Source organism: Escherichia sp. WS33 (genome assembly GCF_046486385.1).
In the GTDB taxonomy this organism is placed as follows: Bacteria; Pseudomonadota; Gammaproteobacteria; order Enterobacterales; family Enterobacteriaceae; genus ECMA0423.
On the sequence record NZ_JBJQLJ010000003.1, the window covers coordinates 19,647 to 42,208 of the forward strand.

Genomic DNA, 22,562 nt, shown 5'->3' on the forward strand with positions numbered 1-22,562 from the left:
TTGTATTCAAAGGCAAAAAATACAAGAGAGATATTTTTATTTAAAATATTTAGCTTTAGCTAAGCCTTGACACATATTAACCAGACGGCGTGAAACAGCTTGATAATCATGTTGTTCCCGCCATGCATCGGCACGTTGTTGAGTCCTGGTTGCCCAAGAGTTCTGTTCACGGATGGAATTCAGGATCCGGTCAATCCCCTGACTGATATCATCGACGCTGCATCCATCAAATTTAAAGACGGCATCGTCCAAATCATCAAATATCGCCAGGGGCGTTACCGCAACAGGTTTTTGAGTCGCCATACCATAACGTACCGCCCCGCTAGCAGACTCCCCAGTATTCTGATAAGCAAAAATCAGAAGATCGGCTTCTGAAAGCAACCGCAGACTCTCCGCATCAGGTAGGAAATCATTATGCATCTCAATCAGATCGGTAACACCTAACCGCTGAGCAGCAGCTTTAAGCTCTGCCACCAGATCGCGTGACTCCCCAACAGGATACTCTGCGTTCACCAGTCGTAAACGAACCGGTTTACCGGCTTGCTTGAGTCTATGGACGGATTCTACTAGTTCCATCAGGCCCTTATGCGGTAAGCAGAAGCCATAGCTCGCAATTAGCGGTAAAGACTGCTGTTGACGTGTGACGCTCGCTGCGGAGTAGTTGATAACACCGTGCGGGAATAAAGCAACATTCGCAGTTAAGCCTAAATCTTTAAGGCGGTTCATATCGGCAATCGAATGCACCAACAACCGGTCGCAAAGTGCCAGCGCCTCTTTCATTTCAGCAAGACGGAAATTCCAGCTCGGCTCTTTTTCCAGCGGATCCACAGTTGAGTGCATCGTCATAACAACTGAACGACCGGCGTCATGCTGGCGACGAATAAACGCCGACAGTTCTCGATGATTAAAGAATCCATAGTTGAATTGGATCACAATGACATCGAGTCTCAGAGCATCAATGTGTGGCTGGAGGTTTTCCAGATAGTTGCTCTCTTTACCTACAATCCAGTTGCGAAGTACAAACTCTTCGTCTGCACACACAAGATCGCCAGCGCTGACCTGGGGAGCAAAAACAACATCCGCGCCATGAGGTGCGCTTTCCACCAGATGCTGGGAATAGGTTGCGATCCCACATTTCGTGTTCCAGGTCGTCACCCAGCCAATGCGCGCCCGATGCTGTGCAATATCAATATGCGCACGCAGAGTCTTGACCGCCTGGCAAGAACGATCAGCCACCGCTTTCCAGGTAAACTGCTGCAGAAGAAGCTCGCGACCATCATTGGCCATGTCACGCAGCACTGATTTATCGGTTGAGGCTGCCGCTTTTAATGCATCTGTTAAGTTGTCAATATCCACACTGGCCCAGGCTGAGGAAAACAGACCAAAGTGCGTTTTTACCCGAGTGAACTGATAGTCAACCAGCCATGAATTTTGAGAATTAACAAAATCAAGTTGCCCGCTCCAATTGGTGACGATAGCCGGTAGCCCACTCAGCATTGCTTCAGCAATAGGTAAACCAAAGCCTTCAGCGCAACCTGGAGCAACCAAAACATCACAGCTTTCATAAAGCCCTTTAAGCTCGGTGGCTGACATATCCTCTTTGATCACTTCAACTTTGGGATAGTCTATGAATTGAGCCTGGGCCTGAGCCAGCCATGCGTCAATTTCATTGTGCGGATTGTTAAAAGTCTTAATGATTAAGATAACATTGTCACGACGAGTGAACGCCTTCCCCCAAGCCTGAAGCATTGCCTGTATCCCTTTGCGTGGGAAACAAGAAGAGACGTGCAGGAAACGGAATGTTCCGTGATCCACATCTTTTGTCGTCTCGGCTGGGATATTGAGCCAATGGTCACAGCCATTGCCAACAACAAATGCGGGCACATTCAGTCCGTTATCAATCAGTATTTTACGAACATGTTCCGAAGTACACAGCACTCCGTCAAGTTCCCGATTAAATTCATTGATCCACGGTTGCGGAAAGCCCGTTTCTTCCCAAGCATAACAATGAAGGAATTTTACTTTGGCATCCATTTTGGTAACCCGCGGTGGATAGATATTTCTGCTAATAATATCTATCTTTTCGTTACTCTTGCGGGTCTGACATTGATTATAAAATGCCAGAAGATCACTATTTTCCGACTGTGCCATAAACGAGGCATCTGGGGCAAAATCACCTGGTCCTTCAGTGGAATGCAATAAAACCTCTACACCATCGGCTGAGAGTGCCCGGGCAAATTCGCGGTTGACCAACGCCAGACTATATGAGCTATCGAATGGGCCTTCCACACGCCAGTTCAGCGATTTATCGTCGATTTGATAAAGTTCTGCCGTTTTCAGATTGTAATCAATGGCCGTTGCGCACAAGCGCAGATCGCGGTCATCTGGCTGCCCTTGTGAGATAGCAAGGATCTTCTGAATCAAAGCTTCAGGCAAAACCTGCGCAGTACCGGTGTCTTCTACCGCGATCTTTTCGAAAGCTTCCAGAGCAGTCACCGCAGCTTTATCCCAAGAGAAATTACGCGCTTGCTGCTGCGCCATTTCTTTCAGACGCGCGAGGAAGGTATCATCAGTCAAACATTGCGCGATCTTATCCCTCATGGAAGAGACAGAATACGGGTCGAATAATGCCTCAGGATTACCGATGACTTCAGGAATACTGGTGACATTTGAGCCAATCACCGGCGCACCGCACGACATTGCTTCCAGAACCGGCAAGCCAAAACCTTCATGTAGTGAAGCAAAGATGAACAGCTTACATAGGCGATAGAGCTGGATCAGCTCATCTTCCGGCACATAACCAGTGAGTACCAGTTCGCCCTGCTGTAAACCATTACCTGACGCAAGGGATTCCAGATACTGACGATCACCGATGGAAAGCTTACTGACGATGACCAGTTGATGACTGCGACGTAAGGCATCACTGAGCCCGGCATAGGCCTCAATCAACCGTTTAAAGTTTTTCCTTGAGTCAAATCCTCCGGGCGCATACAACATGAACTCGCGCTGAATACCGTAATGGCCAATGACGGTCTCTTTTTCGCTCGCTGCCACCTCCGCCATACAAAACTGAGAATCGACTGCGGCTGCAATATTCTGCACATGATCGCCCTGTAAATGCAGATGCTCGATCGCTTCCTGTGCGGTATAAGCAGAGTTAGTCAACAAAAGGTCAGCGTTTTTTAACCACTCAACTTTCTGTAAATAGTAGGGTTTGTATACATCGTCCTGCAGATAGGTTTCCGCCTGCACGAGGGGGATAAGATCGTGGTGCAGTACGGCTACTTTATACTGACGACTAAATTTGTGTACCGATGTAGCCGCATCGTCGACATGACCTTCAAACAAACTCGTAATGAAAACGACATCTGGACACAATGATTCAAGAAACGCTTCCCGAATCAGTTCTGCGCTCTCCCGACGCCATTCATTACCTTGGTCCATCGCACGAACAGGGCCTACGGCATGCCATACGACTATATTTTCTGCCGGCAGGAGATCGGCAAATTGCGCCTTAATATCTGCAATCGACTCATCCAGCATGGCGGATAGCGCGATGAAAATCTCATGCCGGCTGTTATTTCTGATTATGCCTCTGGCGATTGCGATACTATAACGACCGATGCCACGAAAGCGGCTTTCCGTCTGTGCGCCTTGTAAATCTATGACAATACGCATCGTTATTTCTCCGTATTTTTATTTTTTAATTCGTTATAAATACTCATCGCGCGACTTGTCATTTCTTCAGTACCCACATCATATCTTCTGGACTGCATCATCATCGTGTCAGATTGCACCAGCATTACGCGTTGGAACAAACGTTGTAGCAATGTATAGCAGCCAGTTTTTCTCAGAACCTTAAACAGATAAACCTTAGACTTAGGGTAACGATGGAAAAAGACCAGCGAGAGCGCCATCCCTTTGCGCAATATTTTTTTCCCAGCCCTACGGGCTCGCACTTTAGCCCCTTCCTGACGTAATAATTGACGTTGCAAAGACAACCAGCGTAGTGGTTGAGTAATACGCCATGAACGACTGTTATGTAAATCCGCCATTTGCTGATGAAGCTGATGGTTCTGATCGATGACATGACTCAGATCGTCAACCTCACCTTGCAACGTCTGAATAGTCTCTGACATTTGGCTTATCTGTTGCATATAGGTTTGGTTCAACGTCTCCAGCCGTGAGACAACGGACGAAAACTGTTGGCGCAAAATCGCATCGTAACGGTTGCTCAGAGCATCCAGCGTCAGACCGTACTGCTGGGTAAACAGGGTGTCAAAGCGTTCAAGAATATCTGTTGGCGCTGCTTTCTGAGCAATGATGCTGTAGTCGGGGCTCACCCCTTTGAGTACATCGACCAAATTAACGGCTGCATCCGGAGATTGAAGAACCTCTTTTTCCTGCAGACGAACGGTAATTGCTCGGGTAAAACCATAATGAATAGGTAAAAACTCAAGCAGTGGCGGTGGCAGAGGATGATTATGCGTTGGATCCATATAAAATGAACAGGTGCCGACGCTTACATTCTCCGGGTTCGGCGTTTCGAGGATCAGCAAACCACCTGGTTTCAGCACCCGTAGGGTATGCATGGCGAGTTGCTGCAGGACCTCAAACGGCAAATGCTCAGCAATATGAAAACCGGTCAACGCTATCAGGCTCTGATCCGCCTGACTTTGCAAAAACTGCAGACAATCCATTTTCTGCACATTCAGTCCGGCCTCCCTGGCGCGCGCCAGCATGCCATCATCGAGATCGACGCCGATGTTCGCAATGCCATTTTCAGTCAGGATCTCCAACCATTCGCCACGTCCGCAACCAATATCCGCAATCACGCCATCAGGATAAATGTCCTTCAGACCTGCAAGAAAAGGTAAATAAAAACTCAAGCGGCGCTTGATTTCTTCAACCGAACCTCTGTGTCGTTCTTCAAATGAACGATAAAACGACGAACCCATTAAGAAATCTCCAGTTCAGGCGGCAACCAGGACACGCCGACAAACTCTTGTTGTTCCGTGTTAACGACGTTGAATACCACGGCCAGATCGCGCCATTCATAGTTTTTGCCGAGGTGCGTACTGGAAGTATGCAACGCGACAGCGACAGAATAGGAGCCAACCCCCAATCTCGCATCGAAAGAAAATAAGAACGAACGCTTTTCTCCTTTTTTCAGGGAGGTGAGTGTCTGATTGAGATGGTACGTATTGGTCCCGAAAATCGGCTGCCCAAGTCGATCCTTAATCATATATCCGACAACAAGCTCAGGAATATCGTCCTTGACCTCAACGTTGACCTGCAAGCTGACACGATGCCCTACCGAAACAAATTCAGTCACATTGCCCTGTTCATCGAGAAGATGAACCTCAGAGATAGTCACCTCACCAGTGCCTGAAACAGTTTGCGTTTTACCATTATGCTCAACTTGTTTAATGGACTGATTTTGTTTATCGGCCAGAAGAGCATTGTAATAATCCATCACTGCTTCAGGTTCACCTTCCATTTCAATTTGGCCTTTATTCAATAAAATGGCCCGGTCGCAAATGCTTTGGATCGCTTGTTTATCATGGGATACCAGCAACAGCGTGGTCCCTTCCTGACGAAATTTTCGAATACGCTCAAAGCTTTTATGCTGGAAATATGCATCCCCAACAGATAATGCCTCATCGATAATTAGCACATCAGGACGGATAGCCGTCGCTACACTAAAAGCTAATCGAACTTGCATCCCACTGGAGTAGACGCGCACAGGTTGATCGATATAGTCCCCAATCTCAGCAAACTCTTCAATTTGCGGCATCAGTTCAGTTATTTTCTCTGACGATAACCCCAACAGTTGCCCAGACATATAAACATTCTGCCGACCAGTGAAATCAGAATGAAACCCCATCCCCAATTCGAGTAATGCAGCGACACGTCCGGAGATTTCAATTTCTCCAGTCGTCGGCCTGGACGTCCCGGTTATGAGTTTAAGCAGGGTACTCTTGCCTGCACCGTTGATACCGATAATACCGACAGCCTCGCCCGGAGCGACTTCGAAATTAATATCGCGGAGGATCCATTTCAAATTATGGCGTTTGGTATTCAGAGGGGATAACCATTCGATCAGTCTCCCGGTCTTTGAGTGATACTGGCGATACGCCTTACCGACATTATTTACTCTGATATAACTCATTATAATTCATCCACCATATCCGCCGCATGCTTGCGGAACATCCTGAAACCGATGACGCAGAAAATAATGGCGAGAGCCAATACTGGCCATAGCGAATACCAGTTGGGGGCCAGATGATAGGCGAAGATGGACTGATAAGATTGCATGATCCGAGTCATCGGGTTATACATCATCAGATTTTTTGCCCATGCAGGTAATGAATTCAGTACATAAACAATGGGTGTGAACCAAAACCAGAATTGCAGCGCAACGCCAACCAGTTGCCCCACATCCCTGAAAAAGACGTTCATGACACCAAGGATCATCCCCAGCCCACCGGCAAACAGGATCTGCAAAAGCAGGACCGGTATCACCGAGAGAAAGAGCCAGCCGGGGAAGTTACCGGTGACAATGATAAAAATTAGAAACAGACTGAAAATAATCGCGAAATTTAGCACCGCCGATAACGTCACGATGATCGGCAGACAGATTTTCGGAAAACTGAGTTTCTTGATCAGATTAGCATTGTTAATAAATACGCTCTGACCTTTATCCAGCATCTCAGTAAATAATCCCCAGGTCAGTACCCCGGAACAGAGATAAATACTATAGGCAAACGACCCGGTATTATCGGGCATTCTTGCCTTCATCACCTCGGAAAAAACCAGGGTATAGACCAGAATCATAGAGAGCGGTTGTAAAACGAGCCATAGTGCGCCCAGCATACTAGTTTGATAGCGTGCCTGAAAATCACGTTTAACACTGCTCCAGATAAATCCCCGATAACGATAAATCGTCGTTAGTAAATCTCTCACCTTATTCCCCGCTTAACAGGTGTAACAGCTCGGTCGTTTTTTCATTCATAAGCGCCACATCAGCTCTGGACTCAACGTTCAGACGCACCACCGGCTCGGTGTTAGACGTGCGCAGGTTAAAGCGCCATTCAGGGTATTCAATACTGATCCCGTCCGTTGTGTCGATGTGTGCAGCCGCCGGCTCATACTGCGCCCGGATGCGGGCGATCGCCTCAGCAGCATTACTTAGCTTGCGGTTGATCTCTCCCGACGCAGGGAACGCCTTCTGGCGGTCCGCCACCAGCGATTTCAGCGAGCTGTTCTTCAGACACAGCAGCTCCGCCACCAGCAGCCACGGGATCATCCCGCTATCGCAGTAGGCGAAATCGCGGAAGTAATGGTGCGCACTCATCTCCCCGCCGTAGATAGCGTCTTCCTGACGCATCCGCTCCTTGATGAACGCATGCCCCGTCTTCGACATCACCGGCTGGCCACCGTTGCGGGTCACGATGTCTACCGTGTTCCACGTCAAGCGCGGGTCGTGAATGATTTTCGCTCCCGGCTGCTTCTGCAGGAACGCCTCAGCCAGCAGGCCGACAATGTAATATCCCTCGATAAACGACGCCTCGTCATCGAACAGGAAGCAGCGATCGAAGTCGCCGTCAAAGGCAATCCCCATGTCGGCCTGATGCTCGCGCACAGCGTCGGCGGTATCCTGGCGGCACTCCGGCAGCAGCGGATTCGGAATACCGTTAGGGAAATGGCCATCCGGCTGGTGATGCACCTTGATAAAGGTTACCGGCACCCCAGCCGCCGCGAAGCGTTTCTCCACCTCATCAATCACGTGCCCCGCAGCCCCGTTTCCGGAGTTCACCACCAACTTCAGTGGACGGGTGAAGTTCGCGAAGTCCACGTAGCTCATCAGATGGTCAACATACTCCTTCAGTACCGATATCTTGCTCAGGGTCCCGCGACGCGCCGGGTTCACTGGCGGGAACTGATTTTCCTCCGCCAGGCGCTGGATATCCCGCAGGCCGGTGTCGCCGCTGATGGGTTTCGCATTCGCGCGCACCAGCTTCATGCCGTTGTAGTTCATAGGATTGTGGCTCGCTGTCACCTCGATGCCACCATCTACCCCAAGGTGGAAGGTGGCAAAGTAAATCTCTTCGGTACCGCTCAGGCCGATGTCCAGCACGTCGGTACCGGCATCCATTAACCCGCGGGCCAGCGCCAGCTTCAGCGACTCGCTTGTGAGGCGCACATCGCCCCCCACCACTATCTTCCCGGGTTTCAGAAATTCGCCGTAGGCGCGACCGATACGGTAGGCTATGTCCTCGTTCAGTTCCTCACCCAGTTCACCACGGATGTCATAAGCTTTAAAACAAGTTAACTGTGTCATTCTGCGTCTTGTCCCGAAAATAATTAGCAACGACCATACTGGTCTTTAATACGAATAATGTCGTCCTCGCCAAGGTACGCCCCCGACTGGATCTCCAGCACTTCCAGCGGAATACAGCCAGGGTTTTCCAGGCAGTGCTCGGCGCCAATCGGAATAAAGGTGGACTGGTTCTCGGACAACAGGAACTGCTTACCGTTGACAGTCACCTGACCGGTGCCGGCGAGAATAACCCAATGCTCGGCGCGATGGTGGTGCATCTGCATCGAGAAGGCACCGCCTGGTTTCACCGTGATGCGGTTGACGTTGAAGCGCGGGGTCTGGACCACCACGTCGCAGCGGCCCCAGGGGCGGTAAATCTCACGGTGGCGCTTGTACTCGCTGCGCTGGTTCTGCTTGAGGAACTCGACCGCCTTCTTCACGTCCTGGGAACGCTCGCGATTCATCACCAGCACGGCGTCCTTAGTGCTGACAATCACCAGATTCTCTACGCCAATGGCCGCCACTAGCTTCTCGTCGCTGTTGATGTAGCAGTTTTCGCTGTTGTGTACCCACGCGTCGCCACTAAGGACGTTGCCCTGATCGTCTTTCGGGCTGACCTCCCATAGTGCGGACCAGGAGCCAACGTCGCTCCAGTCAGCATCGAGACCGACCACCACCGCATCAGCGGTTTTCTCCATAACGGCGTAGTCCACGGACTCATCCGGGCACTCGCAGAAAATATCATGTGGGATATTGATGAAATCGCTGCCATTATCGGCGGCATTCACCGCAGCCTGGCAGGTTTCCAGGATATCCGGACGGTATTTGGCCAGCTCGATGAGGTATTTCTTGGCGCGGAACATAAACATGCCGCTGTTCCAGTAATACTCCCCGGAGGCGAGGTAAGCCTCGGCGCGCTCGCGGTCCGGCTTCTCCACAAAGCGGGCCACCTGGTACGCGGAATGGGCACTATCGGTGAGCGCCATGCCGCGCTGAATGTAACCGTAGCCAGTTTCCGGGGCATTCGGCACGATACCGAAGGTGACCAGATGACCTTCATCAGCATACTGCTCGGCGACCCGGATAGCGTCGTGGAAGGCCGACTGGTTATTGATGATGTGGTCGGCGGCGAGAACCAGCATCAGCGGGTCGTCACCGTAGCGGGTGGCCTGAAGGGCCGCCAGTGCGATGGCCGGCGCGGTGTTGCGCCCGACCGGCTCAAGTATAATGTTATTCGACAGCTTATTGAGCTGGCGCAGCTGTTCAGCCACCAGGAAGCGATGCTCTTCGTTACAGATGACCATCGGTTCATGGATTTCCAGACCCGAGAGTCGGGTGATGGTTTCCTGCAGCATGGAGTTCTGCCCGAACAGGCGGAGGAACTGTTTCGGATAAAGCTCGCGTGACATCGGCCAGAGACGACTGCCGGTACCACCAGCCATAATTACAGGAAGTAACATAATGAAATCCTTAAATAAATAATTGTTTTATTTTACTATCAATCAATCGACCAACGGGTTGAATGGCCTTTTTCAGGTACGCTACCGCCATTGGCTATCGCAACCAAAATGCGTAGTGCTCCAGGCTAAACGCCACCCTCTTTCGCTTCAGAATGTCGGCAGCCCCTTCACTCAGCGGTCTCAAAAACCATCCTTACGGAACGGGCATCCTGAAAACCTAAAAGCAGAGATATGTCTCAGGGCATATCTCTGCTTTTAATATGTATCTGTTCCTCACCAGGCCACGAAACGCCCCACAATTTCCACATTTGCCGCCAGATTAACCATCAGGACCTTCTCATTTACGCGGGGCAAAACACATGCTCTCACCGCCATCAACAAAAACGAATCAAGTGATTTACCGATGCCGGCAACCATCAGAAAGGGGCATTTACGATACGAGGAAAGATAAGAAGAGACATCGTATTCGCCGCCAGAGAAGCAGCGCGCGTTCGGGCTTGACAGCTCTTTGCACACGACGACGGCGTTATGTTGCGAATGGTGGGATAAACGACTCATGCCTCTACACTGCACATTCCACAAAAAAATCTTCGAAGATTATAGCGTTGCATGCTGGGAAAAAAAAATATAAAAGCCGACTAATTAATGGATTACTCAAATAATACACATATTAAACATTTACCAAACCAATTAATTATAATCAATTGATATATAAGTAAAAATGAAGAAAGGCATGACATTTTTTGCCTGGTTGCTAAATAATCTGCTGATAAAAAAAACAGATTTGTACAAAATTACGCCATGTTCGCTGTGAGTACCCCCGTTTTGCAATGGTACATACTAACCAATGAGGTGCCTGATTTAATGTATCACCTTCTGGTGCTGTTGCAGGTTCAAATTCTGGATTTAACAACAGTGATAGTGATTCTGCGCACGCGCATCAGTGAGTTGCGGGGTAGGCGGATGTGATGTTGCTGTCACTTCCGGCAACAACTCATCCGTCATTGCCCGGTGTGCAGGTTTATCGTGCCTACAAATTTTCTCAACATATGTAAGCTGGATAAGATACGCCGGCATCGCATCCGACAAAAAAACGGGCACGGTGTGACCACCCTGCCCGCTTTCTTTTAGCTCAAAAAATCACTTCGCGTTGTAATTACGCAGCGCGTTACGCCCCAGCACAATACCAGCGCCGACTATGCCACCCAGCAGCACCGCCAGAATCAAGGTGATTGCCTTCTTAGGGCTATCACGACGAATGGGTAACGTAGGTTTCATCACATAGCGGTAAGCGTGAATATCAAGATCATCAACCTTTAAGCTTTCGATATCCAGCAGGTTTTGACGAGTCTGATAGTAGGTTGACGAGAACACCAACGGACGGCTCGCTTCGTGCTTAACCATCGACTCCAGTGCATCACTCCCCAAAAGGAACATGGTATCCTGGGTCACGTCCTGTGTCTGCTGAATCTGCGGCTTTGTCACCTGCGCCTGATTCGCATACTGCAACGCTTCCTGAATTTGACGAATACGCAGCTCTTTTTGCTCCTGAGCGACCACTTCCTGGGTCTTCAGAGAATCCTGCAAGTTTTTCATACGCAGCGCGATGTTGTCTTTCAGATCTTTTTCAAGTTCTTCATTTACCTGGTCGTCAACTTGCTGGATATATTGAGCCAGCTGTTTCTGCGCAGCTTCAGGCGATTGCCCAACATAAGACACCGCTAAAGGTAATGACTGATTTTTAACAGTAGGTTCAATGGTCAGTTTTTCAGGTTCTTCCTGATTATCAAGCGTTTCTGCTAATGCAGAAAATGTCGTGCTGAAGCGACCAATTAAAATCGACTGGATCTCAGACACTTTCGGCGCGGCTGAACCATAAATCACATTTATGGCATTGTTATAACCAGCGATTTGCCCCACATCAGGTTGAGTAACGATAGCTGTGGAAGTCCATTTTTCTTTGGCAACGACCAGATATCCTATTGCCAGGGCAATAGCGACAATGACAGAAATGATGATTGTCATCTTGCCACGCCATAGTTGCACCAGTAAATCAATCAAATCAATCTGTTCCGGGTCAAGGTTTTGCCCAGAAACATTATTATTTTCTACTCTCATCATTACCCTAACGGACGTTATAATTTTAGGTCTGCATAGTGTAGTGATAATCTTAGTGAATACTATAGGATAAATGATAAAAACAATGAATTATTGCACGGGTTACAAAAGACAATCAGGGCGAAACCGCCCTGATCAAAGAAGATTAGTCGCTGCCAAAGAGATCTCGTGTGTAGACTTTGTCTGCCACATCCTTAAGTTCTTCTGCCATACGGTTGGAGATAATAACGTCGGCTTGTTGTTTGAAGGTCGCGAGATCACGTTCCAGGCGAGAGTTGAAGAATGAGTCTTCTTTCATCACCGGCTCGTAAATGATAACTTCAACGCCTTTCGCCTTGATACGTTTCATAATCCCCTGAATGGAAGACGCACGGAAGTTATCTGAACCGCTCTTCATAATCAGACGATAAATACCCACCACTTGCGGCTTGCGTGACAAAATGGCATCGGCAATAAAATCTTTACGCGTGCGGTTTGCATCGACAATTGCCGAGATCAGGTTATTCGGCACAGACTGGTAGTTCGCCAGTAACTGCTTGGTATCTTTCGGCAGACAATAACCACCATAACCAAACGACGGATTGTTGTAATGGTTGCCAATACGCGGATCGAGACAAACGCCTTCGATAATCTGGCGAGTATTCAGACCTAAACTTTCTGCATAGCTATCCAGCTCATTAAAGTACGCTACGCGCATCGCCAGATAGGTATTAGCAAAAAGTTTAATCGCTTCTGCTTCAGTGGAGTCGGTAAACAGGGTCGGGATATTTTGCTTAATCGCGCCTTCCTGTAACAACGCAGCAAAACGTTCTGCGCGTTCTGAACGCTCACCAATGACAATACGTGACGGATGAAGGTTATCGTAAAGGGCTTTACCTTCGCGGAGGAATTCGGGTGAGAATATAATATTTTCAGTGCGATATTTCTTATGCATCGCTGCGGTAAAACCAACGGGAACCGTTGATTTGATGACCATAACCGCATAAGGATTTATCTCAACTACGTCTTTAATTACTGATTCTACACTGGATGTATTGAAATAATTATTTTTAGGATCATAGTCTGTTGGAGTGGCGATGATGACATAATCAGCATCCCAGTAGGCTTCATTTTTATCTAATGTGGCATTAAAGTGTATTTTATCTGATTGCAAAAACTGCTGAATTTCCTTATCAACAATAGGAGATATCCGATCATTCAGCATAGCAACGCGTGACGGTAAAATATCTAATGCCACAACCTCATGATTTTGTGCGATTAGAAGCCCGTTTGACAAGCCTACATAGCCAGTACCGGAAATGGTGATTTTCATTTCATGCTCTCAGAATTAACTTAACTGTGAATCATGATGTTTTTAGCATCCTGATAAGAGCTAAAAGTTTTAACGCTACGTTGTTCGATGGTCAACGCAACGAAAAACAATTCAGATTTTCTTTATAAGAATAGCTGATATTTATTAAGTTAATATTAAGCAGTGAAATTTAGTCTATAAGATAAATGGCAAATAAATATCCTCCGGCATAGCCGGAGGTTTTTCAAATGCGCCTATAAGGCTCTCTTACCAGCCGCGCCCTAACAGGCGCACACGATCTGACATTTGCATCCAACTTCGTTACTTACGGCCCGTAAACGGGCTGCCCGGATAGGGAATCGATAACTGCTCTCCCATTTTATCCTCTTCAAGCTGGTGCTTTATGTAATCCTGTATATTCGCCGTGTTCTTACCCACTGTATCGACGTAGTACCCTCTGCACCAGAACTCCCTGTTCCTGTATTTGAATTTCAAATCACCAAACTGCTCGTAAAGCATCAGACTGCTTTTCCCTTTCAGATATCCCATAAACCCGGATACGCTCATTTTGGGCGGGATCTCCACAAGCATATGGATATGATCTGCACAGCATTCAGCTTCCAGAATCCGTACGCTTTTCCACTCACACAGCTTTTACTGCCTATTGCTCTACGCTTCTCTCTGTAGAACACCTGTCTTCGGTATTTTGGCGCAAAAACTATGTGATATTTACAGTTCCATCGGGTGTGCGCTAAGCTCTTTTCGTTCCCCATTGGGACCCCCTTTTGATTTCTTGTTTGACACTTGCAGTTGCCAGACCGCAAGGTGTTTTAACAAATCAAAAGGGGTTTTAATAACTGGCTCAAAGCTGAAAGCTTTCCGGAACCCCCAGCCTAGCTGGGGGTTTTCTGTGCACAAAAAGCCCGACGCAATATACGCCGGGCCTCAATTTTATTGTTGGTTAAATCAGATTAATCCAGCCATTCGGTATGGAACACACCTTCTTTATCAATGCGCTTATAAGTATGCGCACCGAAATAGTCACGCTGTGCCTGGATCAGGTTCGCAGGCAAAACAGCGGCACGGTAGCTATCATAATAAGCAACCGCAGCGGCGAAGGTAGGAACCGGGATACCGTTCTGTACTGCATAAGCAACGACATCACGCAGCGCCTGCTGGTAGTCATCGGCAATTTGCTTGAAGTACGGAGCCAACAGCAGGTTAGCGATCTGCGGATTTTCGGCATATGCATCGGTGATTTTCTGCAGGAACTGCGCACGGATGATGCAGCCAGCACGGAAAATCTTCGCGATTTCACCGTAGTTCAGATCCCAGTTGTACTCTTCAGACGCAGCACGCAGCTGAGAGAAGCCCTGAGCGTAAGAAACGATTTTACCCAGATACAGCGCACGACGAACTTTTTCGATGAACTCACCTTTGTCGCCTGCTGGCTGCGCTTGCGGGCCAGAGAGAACTTTAGACGCGGCTACACGCTGATCTTTCAGAGAAGAGATATAACGTGCAAACACAGACTCGGTAATCAGCGACAGCGGTTCGCCGAGATCCAGCGCACTCTGGCTAGTCCATTTACCGGTACCTTTGTTAGCCGCTTCATCCAGAATCACATCAACCAGGTAGTTACCGTCTTCATCTTTTTTGGTGAAGATATCTTTGGTGATGTCGATCAGGTAGCTGCTCAGTTCACTGTTATTCCACTCAGTAAAGGTCTGAGCTAGTTCTTTGTTGGTTAGGTTCAGGCCACCTTTAAGCAGAGAATAGGCTTCAGCAATCAGTTGCATATCACCATATTCAATACCGTTGTGAACCATCTTCACATAGTGACCTGCACCATCGGCACCGATATAGGTAATGCATGGCTCACCGTCTTCAGCCACTGCGGCGATTTTGGTCAGGATCGGCGCAACAAGCTCATAGGCTTCTTTCTGCCCACCAGGCATAATGGAAGGACCTTTCAACGCACCTTCTTCGCCTCCGGAAACACCGGTACCAATGAAGTTAAAGCCTTCTGCAGAAAGCTCACGATTACGGCGAATGGTGTCCTGGAAGAAGGTATTACCACCATCAATGATGATGTCACCTTTATCGAGGTATGGCTTAAGGGAATCAATAGCAGCATCCGTGCCTGCACCTGCTTTCACCATTAACAGGATGCGACGAGGCGTTTCCAGAGATTCAACAAACTCTTTCACCGTATAGTAAGGAACCAGTTTCTTGCCTGGATTTTCGGCAATCACTTCTTCCGTCTTCTCACGGGAACGGTTGAAAATAGAGACGGTATAACCACGGCTTTCGATGTTGAGCGCAAGGTTGCGCCCCATCACTGCCATACCTACGACGCCGATCTGTTGCTTTGACATTGTTTACTCCTGTCAGGGGGGTCACCGCGCACTAATACACGCTTGTTTTCACTGATGTTAACTCAGGATCTATAAATATGGATAGCGGAAGATACGAATTAAGGAAAGAACGATGCAGTATTGATGGTAGGCCAGCCTTTTAAAAGACACTATTTATAGGTATCTTCATACATGCGACTAATTATTGACCACTGGTATCTACATTGAGCAATTTCCGACATGATTTTACCATTTTTTGGGATATTACCAATTTCCATTTCATCTATAATTTTGCATAGCTCCGACGAACTGGAAAAGTAGTGTGCATTTTGTTCTGTTGTGTATCTATTAAAACTACAATCATAAGCGAAAATATCCATACCAAATTGCATAGCTTCCACTAGAGATGGATTAGTTCCCCCAGCACTATGCCCATGAATATATCCTTTACACATATTCCTAAGTATAAATAGCTGTTCAATGTCATATATAGAATCAATGATTTCAATATTGTCAAATTTACTATATTTATCTTTCAACAAAAGACCATACTCACTATTATTCCAATTGCCAACAAATTTAAGTTTGTAACGCGAATTAGCAAAGGCAGCTAGAATCATAGAGACATTATTTTCAGGCTCAATACGACAAAGTGAAAGATAATAATCCGATTTTTCATCCGATATGACAGCGTCATTAATTACTGCATGCTCACCGCCATAGGCAATAACAATACTATCCTTGTTGTATTCAGACTTCACATAATCACTGATAGCTTGGTTATCTGCAATTATAACATCAGAGAACTTAACAGCAATTCTTTCAGAAAATTTGAGAAAGGCTTTAGTGACCTTCCCCCACTTATCACGGCGCCACTCCAGCCCATCTATATTTGTAACCACCCGGGACCTTGAAAACAGACGAAACAAAGGTAGTACCATGCATCCAGAAACTCCCAAGATAAGAATCACATCGTATTTTATTCGAAGGCAACGCACTAAACTAATAATATCATAAGGTATACTGGAAATACCGTTAGCCTTAAGAGGTATGTATTTGAGTTGAGCTGATTTATAAGTATTTTGTTTTAAGTGGTAAGATTTTGATGAGCAAAATACTGTGTAGCTAACATCACTAGATTGATAATCAACGAGATTCTGAACTAAAGATTCGAAACCTCCATAACAAGCAGGAATGCCTACTGTACCAATAATTGCTATCTTCTTCATACTATTAATCATTCCTGATGGAGTTGAATTGCTAGTTTATAGCCTTCGAGCGTTTGTTGAGCTGTGTGCTCCCAAGTAAAATTGGTAACAACTCGATTTTTCAGTTCATCATTAAATTCCTTTTCCATAACATTTATAACACCTGTACGAATAGATGCCACATCCCCTGGTTCACAATAAACAGCCATATTCTGGAAATAGTATTCTGTGTCACCGCGATCGGTAACGAGCACATTACAATTCATTACGGCAGCTTCAAGTGTTGAAAGCCCCGGAGTTTCCATCCAAGAAATTAATGCATGAGCTTTGGCTACCTTGTATAAGGCCGCTAACTCTTCCTGCGAAACATGCTCTATGAACGTAACATTATCTCCGGCTTCTTTCTTACACTGTTCATAGTACTGTATACTATTAGGACTAGGCTTTCCAACTAAGACTAATTTATAGGGTAAGCCTTGACAAGCTCGGATAAGATCAAGTTGACACTTTCTAATCTCGATTCGAGCAGCGCTCAGCAAGCATCCTTCGAAGTGTTGATATTTTGAGGTATCAACCTTATTGTAATCAAAAACTTTTAAATCAACAGCGTTAGCAACAGATATTCCTCTTTTTCCGGACAATCCCATATCGCGACGAACACGAGCAAGTTCCGTTGGACTATTTGGAAGCAATACGTCCACAATAGACGCTATTTCTTTTTGGGAGGACTTATGCCCTTTTAAGATATATTCAATAGTACCTGCATGAAAATTTCTATTTTTAAAGATTCTCGCAGCAGTTTTCAAATATTCAACAAAACTTTCAGGAAAAGTATTAGCGACCCAACGCTGCACCCCAACCCTTGCCTTTTGATCACATTCATAGTAAGTTCCCCATATAGTTGACAGCGCCATGGGTTTATTAAATTTTTTTGTTTTTCTAACAAGATGAAGAATATCTTGCGGATTTCTTAGATTAAAGAAATGAACCAAATCATACTCCTTGATATCGACATCCTTTCCATCGAAGATATCAATTTCCACACCAATATTCTCAAGATATTGTTTTGTCTTTAATAATTGTATGGTGTCACCTCCAGGCCCACTAAACAATGTAGGTCGAGAAACAAACAAAACTTTCAGCATAGATTCTTACCCCAGATAATATTCAGCACTTAACAAAATCTATTAATCGTTACATACACGAAAAAACGTAATACATTGACTTTTCTTGGCTAGAAGATTCTGAATAAATTCTTAATTCAGGTGTATTTACTGATGAACGAATTTGAATAATAGATGAATCAACCAAGGTCAATCTAACATCATCAGTATAATCTCTGTTACCCATATTTATTGATATATCAAGATTATTCATCAACTTATGAGGTTCTCCAGGGCAAGATTACGAAAGCCCGCTCCCCGCAAGGACTGACGCGAGATAGTTTCTGTCCATGGCTGCTTTTCGCATCTTACGTCTTAACCCTGCCTTGAATACCTTATCATTCGTCAAAATATTAATAGCAATGTGCCGTATCCCTGAAAATAATTCTGCTGCATTTCCTCTTCTTATTTTGCAGTCGTCTTCATTCATTACCACGTCCAGACGCCAGTGCAGCTTATTCTCCACATGCCAGTGGTTTCGGATTGCTGTGGCGAACTTCTCTGCGGTTAAATCAGCAGAACTGATATAATATCTGACCGTCATTTCGGGCTCTTTCTTTTGTTCTGCTATTATTGACCGAAAGGAGACTGCCACGCATAATTTTTTCAGTCCTTTCCATTCAAACGTGAAATCAATAAGTTCATCAGGGACATCGCAAACAATATGAAGACGGATTTCTTCTCTGCCGTGACTCTTTTCACTAATTGCGTAACTGTCATGCTCTGGATTATTTAATTCTTTCAGCGGAAATTTTTCCTCGAAGGCTTTATTTAGCCGCCCCTGGTTTCCTTTTACCGCGAATAAATAATCACCGCCCTGTTTTTGTATCTTCTCTGCAATATCTTTCTGTCAACCCATCGCATCAGTTGTGATGATTTTTCCTTTAATATCCAGCATGTTAAGAAGTTCTGGGATAGCTGTAATCTCATTAGATTTCTCATCCGTCCTGATCTGTCCGATGACCAGACTGTGCATTGTTGAGAATGCACTAATGACATGAATCGCTCCCCTGCGGCGACTCTTGTCATAAGAGTGCCGGAGCGTTTTTCCATCAATTGCAATGACGTCTTTATCATCTGAAGAATGGCAGTCACGCATCCAGTTAATAAAGCACTCGTGAAATTTTGCAGGACTGATACAGGATACAACTCTGGCAATGGTATCGTGAACAGGAATACCATTTTCAAAATCACCATATTGCTTCAAAAAATCGAGATGAGTTTCCCCAAAATCCTCTATATCTTCCCAACCCTCTGCACCAGAAATAACGGCACAAATAGTCAACAGTAGAATATCCGATAATTTATGTTCCACTTTCCAGGCTTGTCTGTAATCGGGGATAATAGAAATATGCTCCATCAATTTTTTAAGTTCCATTTTGTTCTCCTTAATTATATAAGGAGTATTTGATCATGTCTAAGTAATAAAAAACAGCTTTAAGTAATGAGGAATATCTCAATTTTTAAACATAAAATGCGAATTATTTAGTACAAAAAAGCAGCGTTACGTGATCTTTCCCTGACCATAAACCTATGTCACTCCATGTAGAATCAAAGGGTATAACAGCACTTAGTGAAGTATGCCCCATCCCTGCATAATCAATAGAATTTTGTGGCGATTGTGAAAACACCTTGCCATCAACCCGGTTAAAATCCATATCCATGGCTGAATTAGCAATTGATTGTTCACATGCAAAATATATGTCCGGAGCATATCGCTTTAGCTCATTAAGATAAGTAGATGCTTTGCATACAAACATTACACTGTTACATAGATAAGCCCCTTCAAAAGATAATGGGTAGCTTTCTCAATAGAGTTTTTTTCAACAAATGAATCAATCTTATAGAGATTACTGCCTATTTTATCTCCCGAACGAATATAACCGTAACCGGTTTCAGCTTTATCAGATAATACACCGAATGTTACAATATATCCTTCAGATACGACTTTAATACCCTTATTAAATATATAAGTAAATTTATTCGTATCACTAATATAATGGTCTGCGGCCCAAACGATTAGAATTGCATCAGCATCAAAACTTAAAGCATGAAAAGCGGATTATGCAATTGCTAGCGCTGTATTTTTAGCTTCAGGTTCGAGTAAAATATCGACATTATTATAGTTAATATATTATAATTGCCCGGTAACAATAAAACGATAGCCCTCATTACTCATAACTATAATTTTACGGGACGTTATATCAACTAGTCTACTTAGTGTATCTTGCAATAAATTTTATCACTCATCAATTTCAAAAATTGCTTGGGATAAGCAGACCTTGAAAGGGCCACTAACGAGCTCCTGAGCCACCCGCCATAATAACTGGAATAATACAGTTTTCTTCATGAATCATGTTCATAAGCTTCTACCCCTGAGGCCCTTGCAATAACCTCTTAACATATAATAATACATTGGTAGTGCTATCAATTTTTTTCTTTTCAGAAGCATAATTAGGATCGTTAATGGGAATGCAACAAGTGCTACAAATCTTAAAAAATATTTTTTTTTATCCAACCGATGAAATCCATCGCCAATACCATAACTAATTAGTTTTGTTTTAAACTCAAAAAAATCTTTCGGTAGATCCCAATAAACAAATGCATCATAGGCTATTTTAATTTTGTCAGTCAATTCAAATGCGCGAAGAATAAATACGGTATCTTCTGCTGTATATGAATCTTCTGGATATCCCCCCGTCTTTTTCCATATATCCTTTGTAAAGCCTAAAGAACGGGAGCTTGGGAGAAACTGTTTTATGGATATATATTCGGGAAGCTCTGGACAGAAAACATCAGCAATATATGCTTGGAATTTATTCGTAACTCGAGCTTTATACGTTCCTGAAACTATCTCAGCTCCTGAATCAAAACACGCTTTCATATTTTTAACCCAATTTTTGTCAACTATGCAGCCAGCATCAGTGACAAGAATTTGGTTATAGGATGCATTTTGTATAGCAACATTTCTGCCGCGAGCTATAGGCCCACTTGAGTATTTTTTGGAACAAAGCGGATCAACAATTACATTTAGACTACATTGTTTTCCAATGCAGCTTAAAGCATTCTGAATTAGAGATACCGTGTCATCAGTCGAGCCACCATCAACAATGACTATTTCGTCGGGAATAACAGTTTGAATCAATATAGAATCACAAAAACGTTGGATTGAACCAGCCTCATTAAAAACAGTTGAAATTAATGTCACTTTACTCATTTGGTTGTTGCCTTATCATATCAATATTTATAGAACGTCCCTTGTGTGTAAATAAGGCAAGTAATATCAGTATTGATAATAGTATCGCATATTCAACACGGACATAAGAATTATAAATTAAGAATATAGAAAGCATTGATAAATAGAAATCACGCCTTCGATAAAAATGAATTGCAAGGGCTAGATGCACGAAGACATAAATTAAAGTCAGGAGAATTCCTCCACGTAAAAGATTTGCAGCCAAAAATGAATGTGGGAAATAAAATCTATTTTCTAATCGTTCAACTTCAGAGAAGCTTTTACTGTCTAAAGCTTCTTGTATTGGTAATTTGTGTTTATCAAAATTGAAGTGACCAGATAACCCAAACCCGATCAAAATAGTTTTATCGCTACTATCAGTGCCATCGAGTATATTAAGTATTTCGTATTGCCTTACTTTTCCAGAACCTGAAATTTCTTTTTTACTTTCAAAAACATTCAAATCTGAAACTTTCCAGAGTAAAAAATTATATAAATTAGGATTAGTAACCAGAACTGTAAAGCATAGTATCGTAATAAAAGGAACGACTTCAATGAGTACTTTCATTTTTAGCACCCTCTTTTTTGAAAGAAACATTGCCACAATGAAAGAAATTACGACAATAGCAATTAATGCACGGCTTAATGAAAACAGAGAAATGTAGAATAGAATACGGTATGTTAATGATTTTTCGATAATGGTCTTATTATTGTTCTGTAGCAAATATATAAAGGCAATAACGGTAATAAGTGGTTGTGTAAAATAATCCCAAGAAGGTGTTCCAAGCGTAAAGTCATATGTGATAAATAATATCACACGAAGACCAATAATAACTGGCAAAAAAATTAGAAAGTTATTTAAGACAGCTTTTAACTCCTGTTCTTTCCAATTCGACAGAAGTAAGAATGTACATAATAATATAGTATATATTTTTACATTTGTAATTGCAGTTGATAAATTGAATGATTGCGAACTGGCAAGTGTTACAAGAAATAAATATATAATCACACCAATTAATATAGAAACAGCGACTCCCGAAGCATAACTTATTTTAAGCCCACTTTTAACAATGATTACTATTGGTAAACTTATCATTGCCCAATAATAAAGAGTTAAAGGACCAATCTTAACAGTATTAATCGTATTATAAAAAATCTCTTTTGCATCAAGCGCATCATATAAAAATAAGATATCACGAGGATACTCTGGAATAAGAAATAGCAACAGAAGTATTACTTGTAAAATTGTTTCCTTCCTGAAAACCCCGTACCATAACAATATAACAAACATTAATACTGATATAATAAATCCTAATACATTATCAGCACAGAAGGTAATCCATACAAAGGAAAATACCGCCCAAAAAACTATATAACGCCAGTCTTTCAGTGTCATATTTCATCCAT

At 44.4% G+C, this 22,562-nt stretch carries 14 protein-coding genes and 4 pseudogenes; 1 reads left to right on the top strand and 17 read right to left on the bottom strand.

Annotated features, from left to right (window positions below; translation table 11 throughout):
- Positions 1 to 36: 36 nt before the first annotated feature.
- The 7 genes from ACJHXA_RS03610 to ACJHXA_RS03640 form a co-directional block, all read right to left on the bottom strand.
- Positions 37 to 3,678 carry a glycosyltransferase gene (locus ACJHXA_RS03610; RefSeq protein ID WP_097403773.1) on the bottom strand — a complete coding sequence of 1,214 codons (3,642 nt, stop codon included), beginning with the start codon at positions 3,676 to 3,678 and terminating at the stop codon, positions 37 to 39.
- A 2-nt stretch (positions 3,679 to 3,680) separates the two neighbouring features.
- Entirely contained in the window at positions 3,681 to 4,958 is a 1,278-nt protein-coding gene (locus ACJHXA_RS03615) for a class I SAM-dependent methyltransferase (RefSeq protein ID WP_001742958.1), read from the bottom strand.
- Positions 4,958 to 6,172 carry an O8 family O-antigen export ABC transporter ATP-binding subunit gene (gene wzt, locus ACJHXA_RS03620; protein WP_021545657.1) on the bottom strand — a complete coding sequence of 405 codons (1,215 nt, stop codon included), beginning with the start codon at positions 6,170 to 6,172 and terminating at the stop codon, positions 4,958 to 4,960. The genes ACJHXA_RS03615 and wzt overlap by 1 nt, the downstream gene beginning before the upstream one ends.
- Positions 6,172 to 6,966, bottom strand: coding sequence for an O8 family O-antigen export ABC transporter permease subunit (gene wzm, locus ACJHXA_RS03625; protein ID WP_001308747.1), 795 nt, complete (start codon positions 6,964 to 6,966; stop codon positions 6,172 to 6,174). The genes wzt and wzm overlap by 1 nt, the downstream gene beginning before the upstream one ends.
- A gap of 1 nt (position 6,967) precedes the next feature.
- On the bottom strand, positions 6,968 to 8,344 hold the full coding sequence (rfbK, locus tag ACJHXA_RS03630) for an O9 family phosphomannomutase RfbK (RefSeq protein WP_048230345.1): 1,377 nt from the start codon (positions 8,342 to 8,344) through the stop codon (positions 6,968 to 6,970).
- Positions 8,345 to 8,367: 23 nt separating this feature from the next.
- The gene (locus tag ACJHXA_RS03635) at positions 8,368 to 9,783 is read right to left on the bottom strand and encodes a mannose-1-phosphate guanylyltransferase/mannose-6-phosphate isomerase (RefSeq protein ID WP_000926399.1); all 1,416 of its coding nucleotides are present in this window, start codon (positions 9,781 to 9,783) and stop codon (positions 8,368 to 8,370) included.
- A 273-nt stretch (positions 9,784 to 10,056) separates the two neighbouring features.
- Complete coding sequence (locus ACJHXA_RS03640) at positions 10,057 to 10,341, bottom strand: hypothetical protein (RefSeq protein ID WP_048230346.1); 285 nt, start codon at positions 10,339 to 10,341, stop codon at positions 10,057 to 10,059.
- A gap of 279 nt (positions 10,342 to 10,620) precedes the next feature.
- Between ACJHXA_RS03640 and ACJHXA_RS03645 the strand changes: the two are divergent.
- Positions 10,621 to 10,752 (top strand): annotated as a pseudogene (locus tag ACJHXA_RS03645) (hypothetical protein); the annotation flags it as partial.
- 171 nt (positions 10,753 to 10,923) lie between these two features.
- Here ACJHXA_RS03645 and wzzB read toward each other — a convergent pair.
- The 10 genes and pseudogenes from wzzB to ACJHXA_RS03695 all read right to left on the bottom strand — a co-directional run bounded on the left by wzzB (position 10,924) and on the right by ACJHXA_RS03695 (position 22,551).
- On the bottom strand, positions 10,924 to 11,901 hold the full coding sequence (gene wzzB, locus ACJHXA_RS03650) for an LPS O-antigen chain length determinant protein WzzB (RefSeq protein ID WP_001308750.1): 978 nt from the start codon (positions 11,899 to 11,901) through the stop codon (positions 10,924 to 10,926).
- Between the two features lie 145 nt (positions 11,902 to 12,046).
- The gene (gene ugd / locus ACJHXA_RS03655) at positions 12,047 to 13,213 is read right to left on the bottom strand and encodes a UDP-glucose 6-dehydrogenase (RefSeq protein ID WP_000704890.1); all 1,167 of its coding nucleotides are present in this window, start codon (positions 13,211 to 13,213) and stop codon (positions 12,047 to 12,049) included.
- A gap of 300 nt (positions 13,214 to 13,513) precedes the next feature.
- A pseudogene (gene tnpA, locus ACJHXA_RS03660) lies at positions 13,514 to 13,965 on the bottom strand (IS200/IS605 family transposase).
- A gap of 198 nt (positions 13,966 to 14,163) precedes the next feature.
- A complete protein-coding gene (gene gndA, locus ACJHXA_RS03665) occupies positions 14,164 to 15,570 on the bottom strand; it encodes an NADP-dependent phosphogluconate dehydrogenase (protein WP_033554411.1) in 1,407 nt (468 codons plus the stop codon).
- 149 nt (positions 15,571 to 15,719) lie between these two features.
- On the bottom strand, positions 15,720 to 16,778 hold the full coding sequence (locus ACJHXA_RS03670) for a DUF1972 domain-containing protein (protein ID WP_033554412.1): 1,059 nt from the start codon (positions 16,776 to 16,778) through the stop codon (positions 15,720 to 15,722).
- An 8-nt stretch (positions 16,779 to 16,786) separates the two neighbouring features.
- Positions 16,787 to 17,902: a glycosyltransferase family 4 protein gene (locus ACJHXA_RS03675; protein ID WP_197718114.1), complete on the bottom strand. Its 1,116-nt coding sequence runs from the start codon at positions 17,900 to 17,902 to the stop codon at positions 16,787 to 16,789.
- A gap of 259 nt (positions 17,903 to 18,161) precedes the next feature.
- Positions 18,162 to 19,298, bottom strand: a pseudogene (locus tag ACJHXA_RS03680) (ISAs1-like element ISEc1 family transposase).
- A gap of 103 nt (positions 19,299 to 19,401) precedes the next feature.
- Positions 19,402 to 19,946 (bottom strand): annotated as a pseudogene (locus tag ACJHXA_RS03685) (sugar phosphate nucleotidyltransferase).
- Between the two features lie 333 nt (positions 19,947 to 20,279).
- Positions 20,280 to 21,137, bottom strand: a complete 858-nt coding sequence (locus ACJHXA_RS03690; RefSeq protein ID WP_097403870.1) for a glycosyltransferase — start codon at positions 21,135 to 21,137, stop codon at positions 20,280 to 20,282.
- Positions 21,130 to 22,551: a hypothetical protein gene (locus tag ACJHXA_RS03695; protein WP_097403872.1), complete on the bottom strand. Its 1,422-nt coding sequence runs from the start codon at positions 22,549 to 22,551 to the stop codon at positions 21,130 to 21,132. The genes ACJHXA_RS03690 and ACJHXA_RS03695 overlap by 8 nt, the downstream gene beginning before the upstream one ends.
- Positions 22,552 to 22,562 lie beyond the last annotated feature (11 nt).

Bases quoted from the DNA above. Each gene is read 5' to 3' on its own strand.
- wzt (WP_021545657.1), bottom strand. From the start codon at position 6,172: ATGAGTTATATCAGAGTAAATAATGTCGGTAAGGCGTATCGCCAGTAT.
- ACJHXA_RS03610 (WP_097403773.1), bottom strand. From the start codon at position 3,678: ATGCGTATTGTCATAGATTTACAAGGCGCACAGACGGAAAGCCGCTTT.
- ACJHXA_RS03690 (WP_097403870.1), bottom strand. From the start codon at position 21,137: ATGAGTAAAGTGACATTAATTTCAACTGTTTTTAATGAGGCTGGTTCA.
- ACJHXA_RS03675 (WP_197718114.1), bottom strand. From the start codon at position 17,902: ATGCTGAAAGTTTTGTTTGTTTCTCGACCTACATTGTTTAGTGGGCCT.
- ACJHXA_RS03695 (WP_097403872.1), bottom strand. From the start codon at position 22,551: ATGACACTGAAAGACTGGCGTTATATAGTTTTTTGGGCGGTATTTTCC.
- wzzB (WP_001308750.1), bottom strand. From the start codon at position 11,901: ATGAGAGTAGAAAATAATAATGTTTCTGGGCAAAACCTTGACCCGGAA.
- ACJHXA_RS03615 (WP_001742958.1), bottom strand. From the start codon at position 4,958: ATGGGTTCGTCGTTTTATCGTTCATTTGAAGAACGACACAGAGGTTCG.
- ugd (WP_000704890.1), bottom strand. From the start codon at position 13,213: ATGAAAATCACCATTTCCGGTACTGGCTATGTAGGCTTGTCAAACGGG.
- rfbK (WP_048230345.1), bottom strand. From the start codon at position 8,344: ATGACACAGTTAACTTGTTTTAAAGCTTATGACATCCGTGGTGAACTG.
- gndA (WP_033554411.1), bottom strand. From the start codon at position 15,570: ATGTCAAAGCAACAGATCGGCGTCGTAGGTATGGCAGTGATGGGGCGC.
- ACJHXA_RS03635 (WP_000926399.1), bottom strand. From the start codon at position 9,783: ATGTTACTTCCTGTAATTATGGCTGGTGGTACCGGCAGTCGTCTCTGG.
- ACJHXA_RS03640 (WP_048230346.1), bottom strand. From the start codon at position 10,341: ATGAGTCGTTTATCCCACCATTCGCAACATAACGCCGTCGTCGTGTGC.
- ACJHXA_RS03670 (WP_033554412.1), bottom strand. From the start codon at position 16,778: ATGAAGAAGATAGCAATTATTGGTACAGTAGGCATTCCTGCTTGTTAT.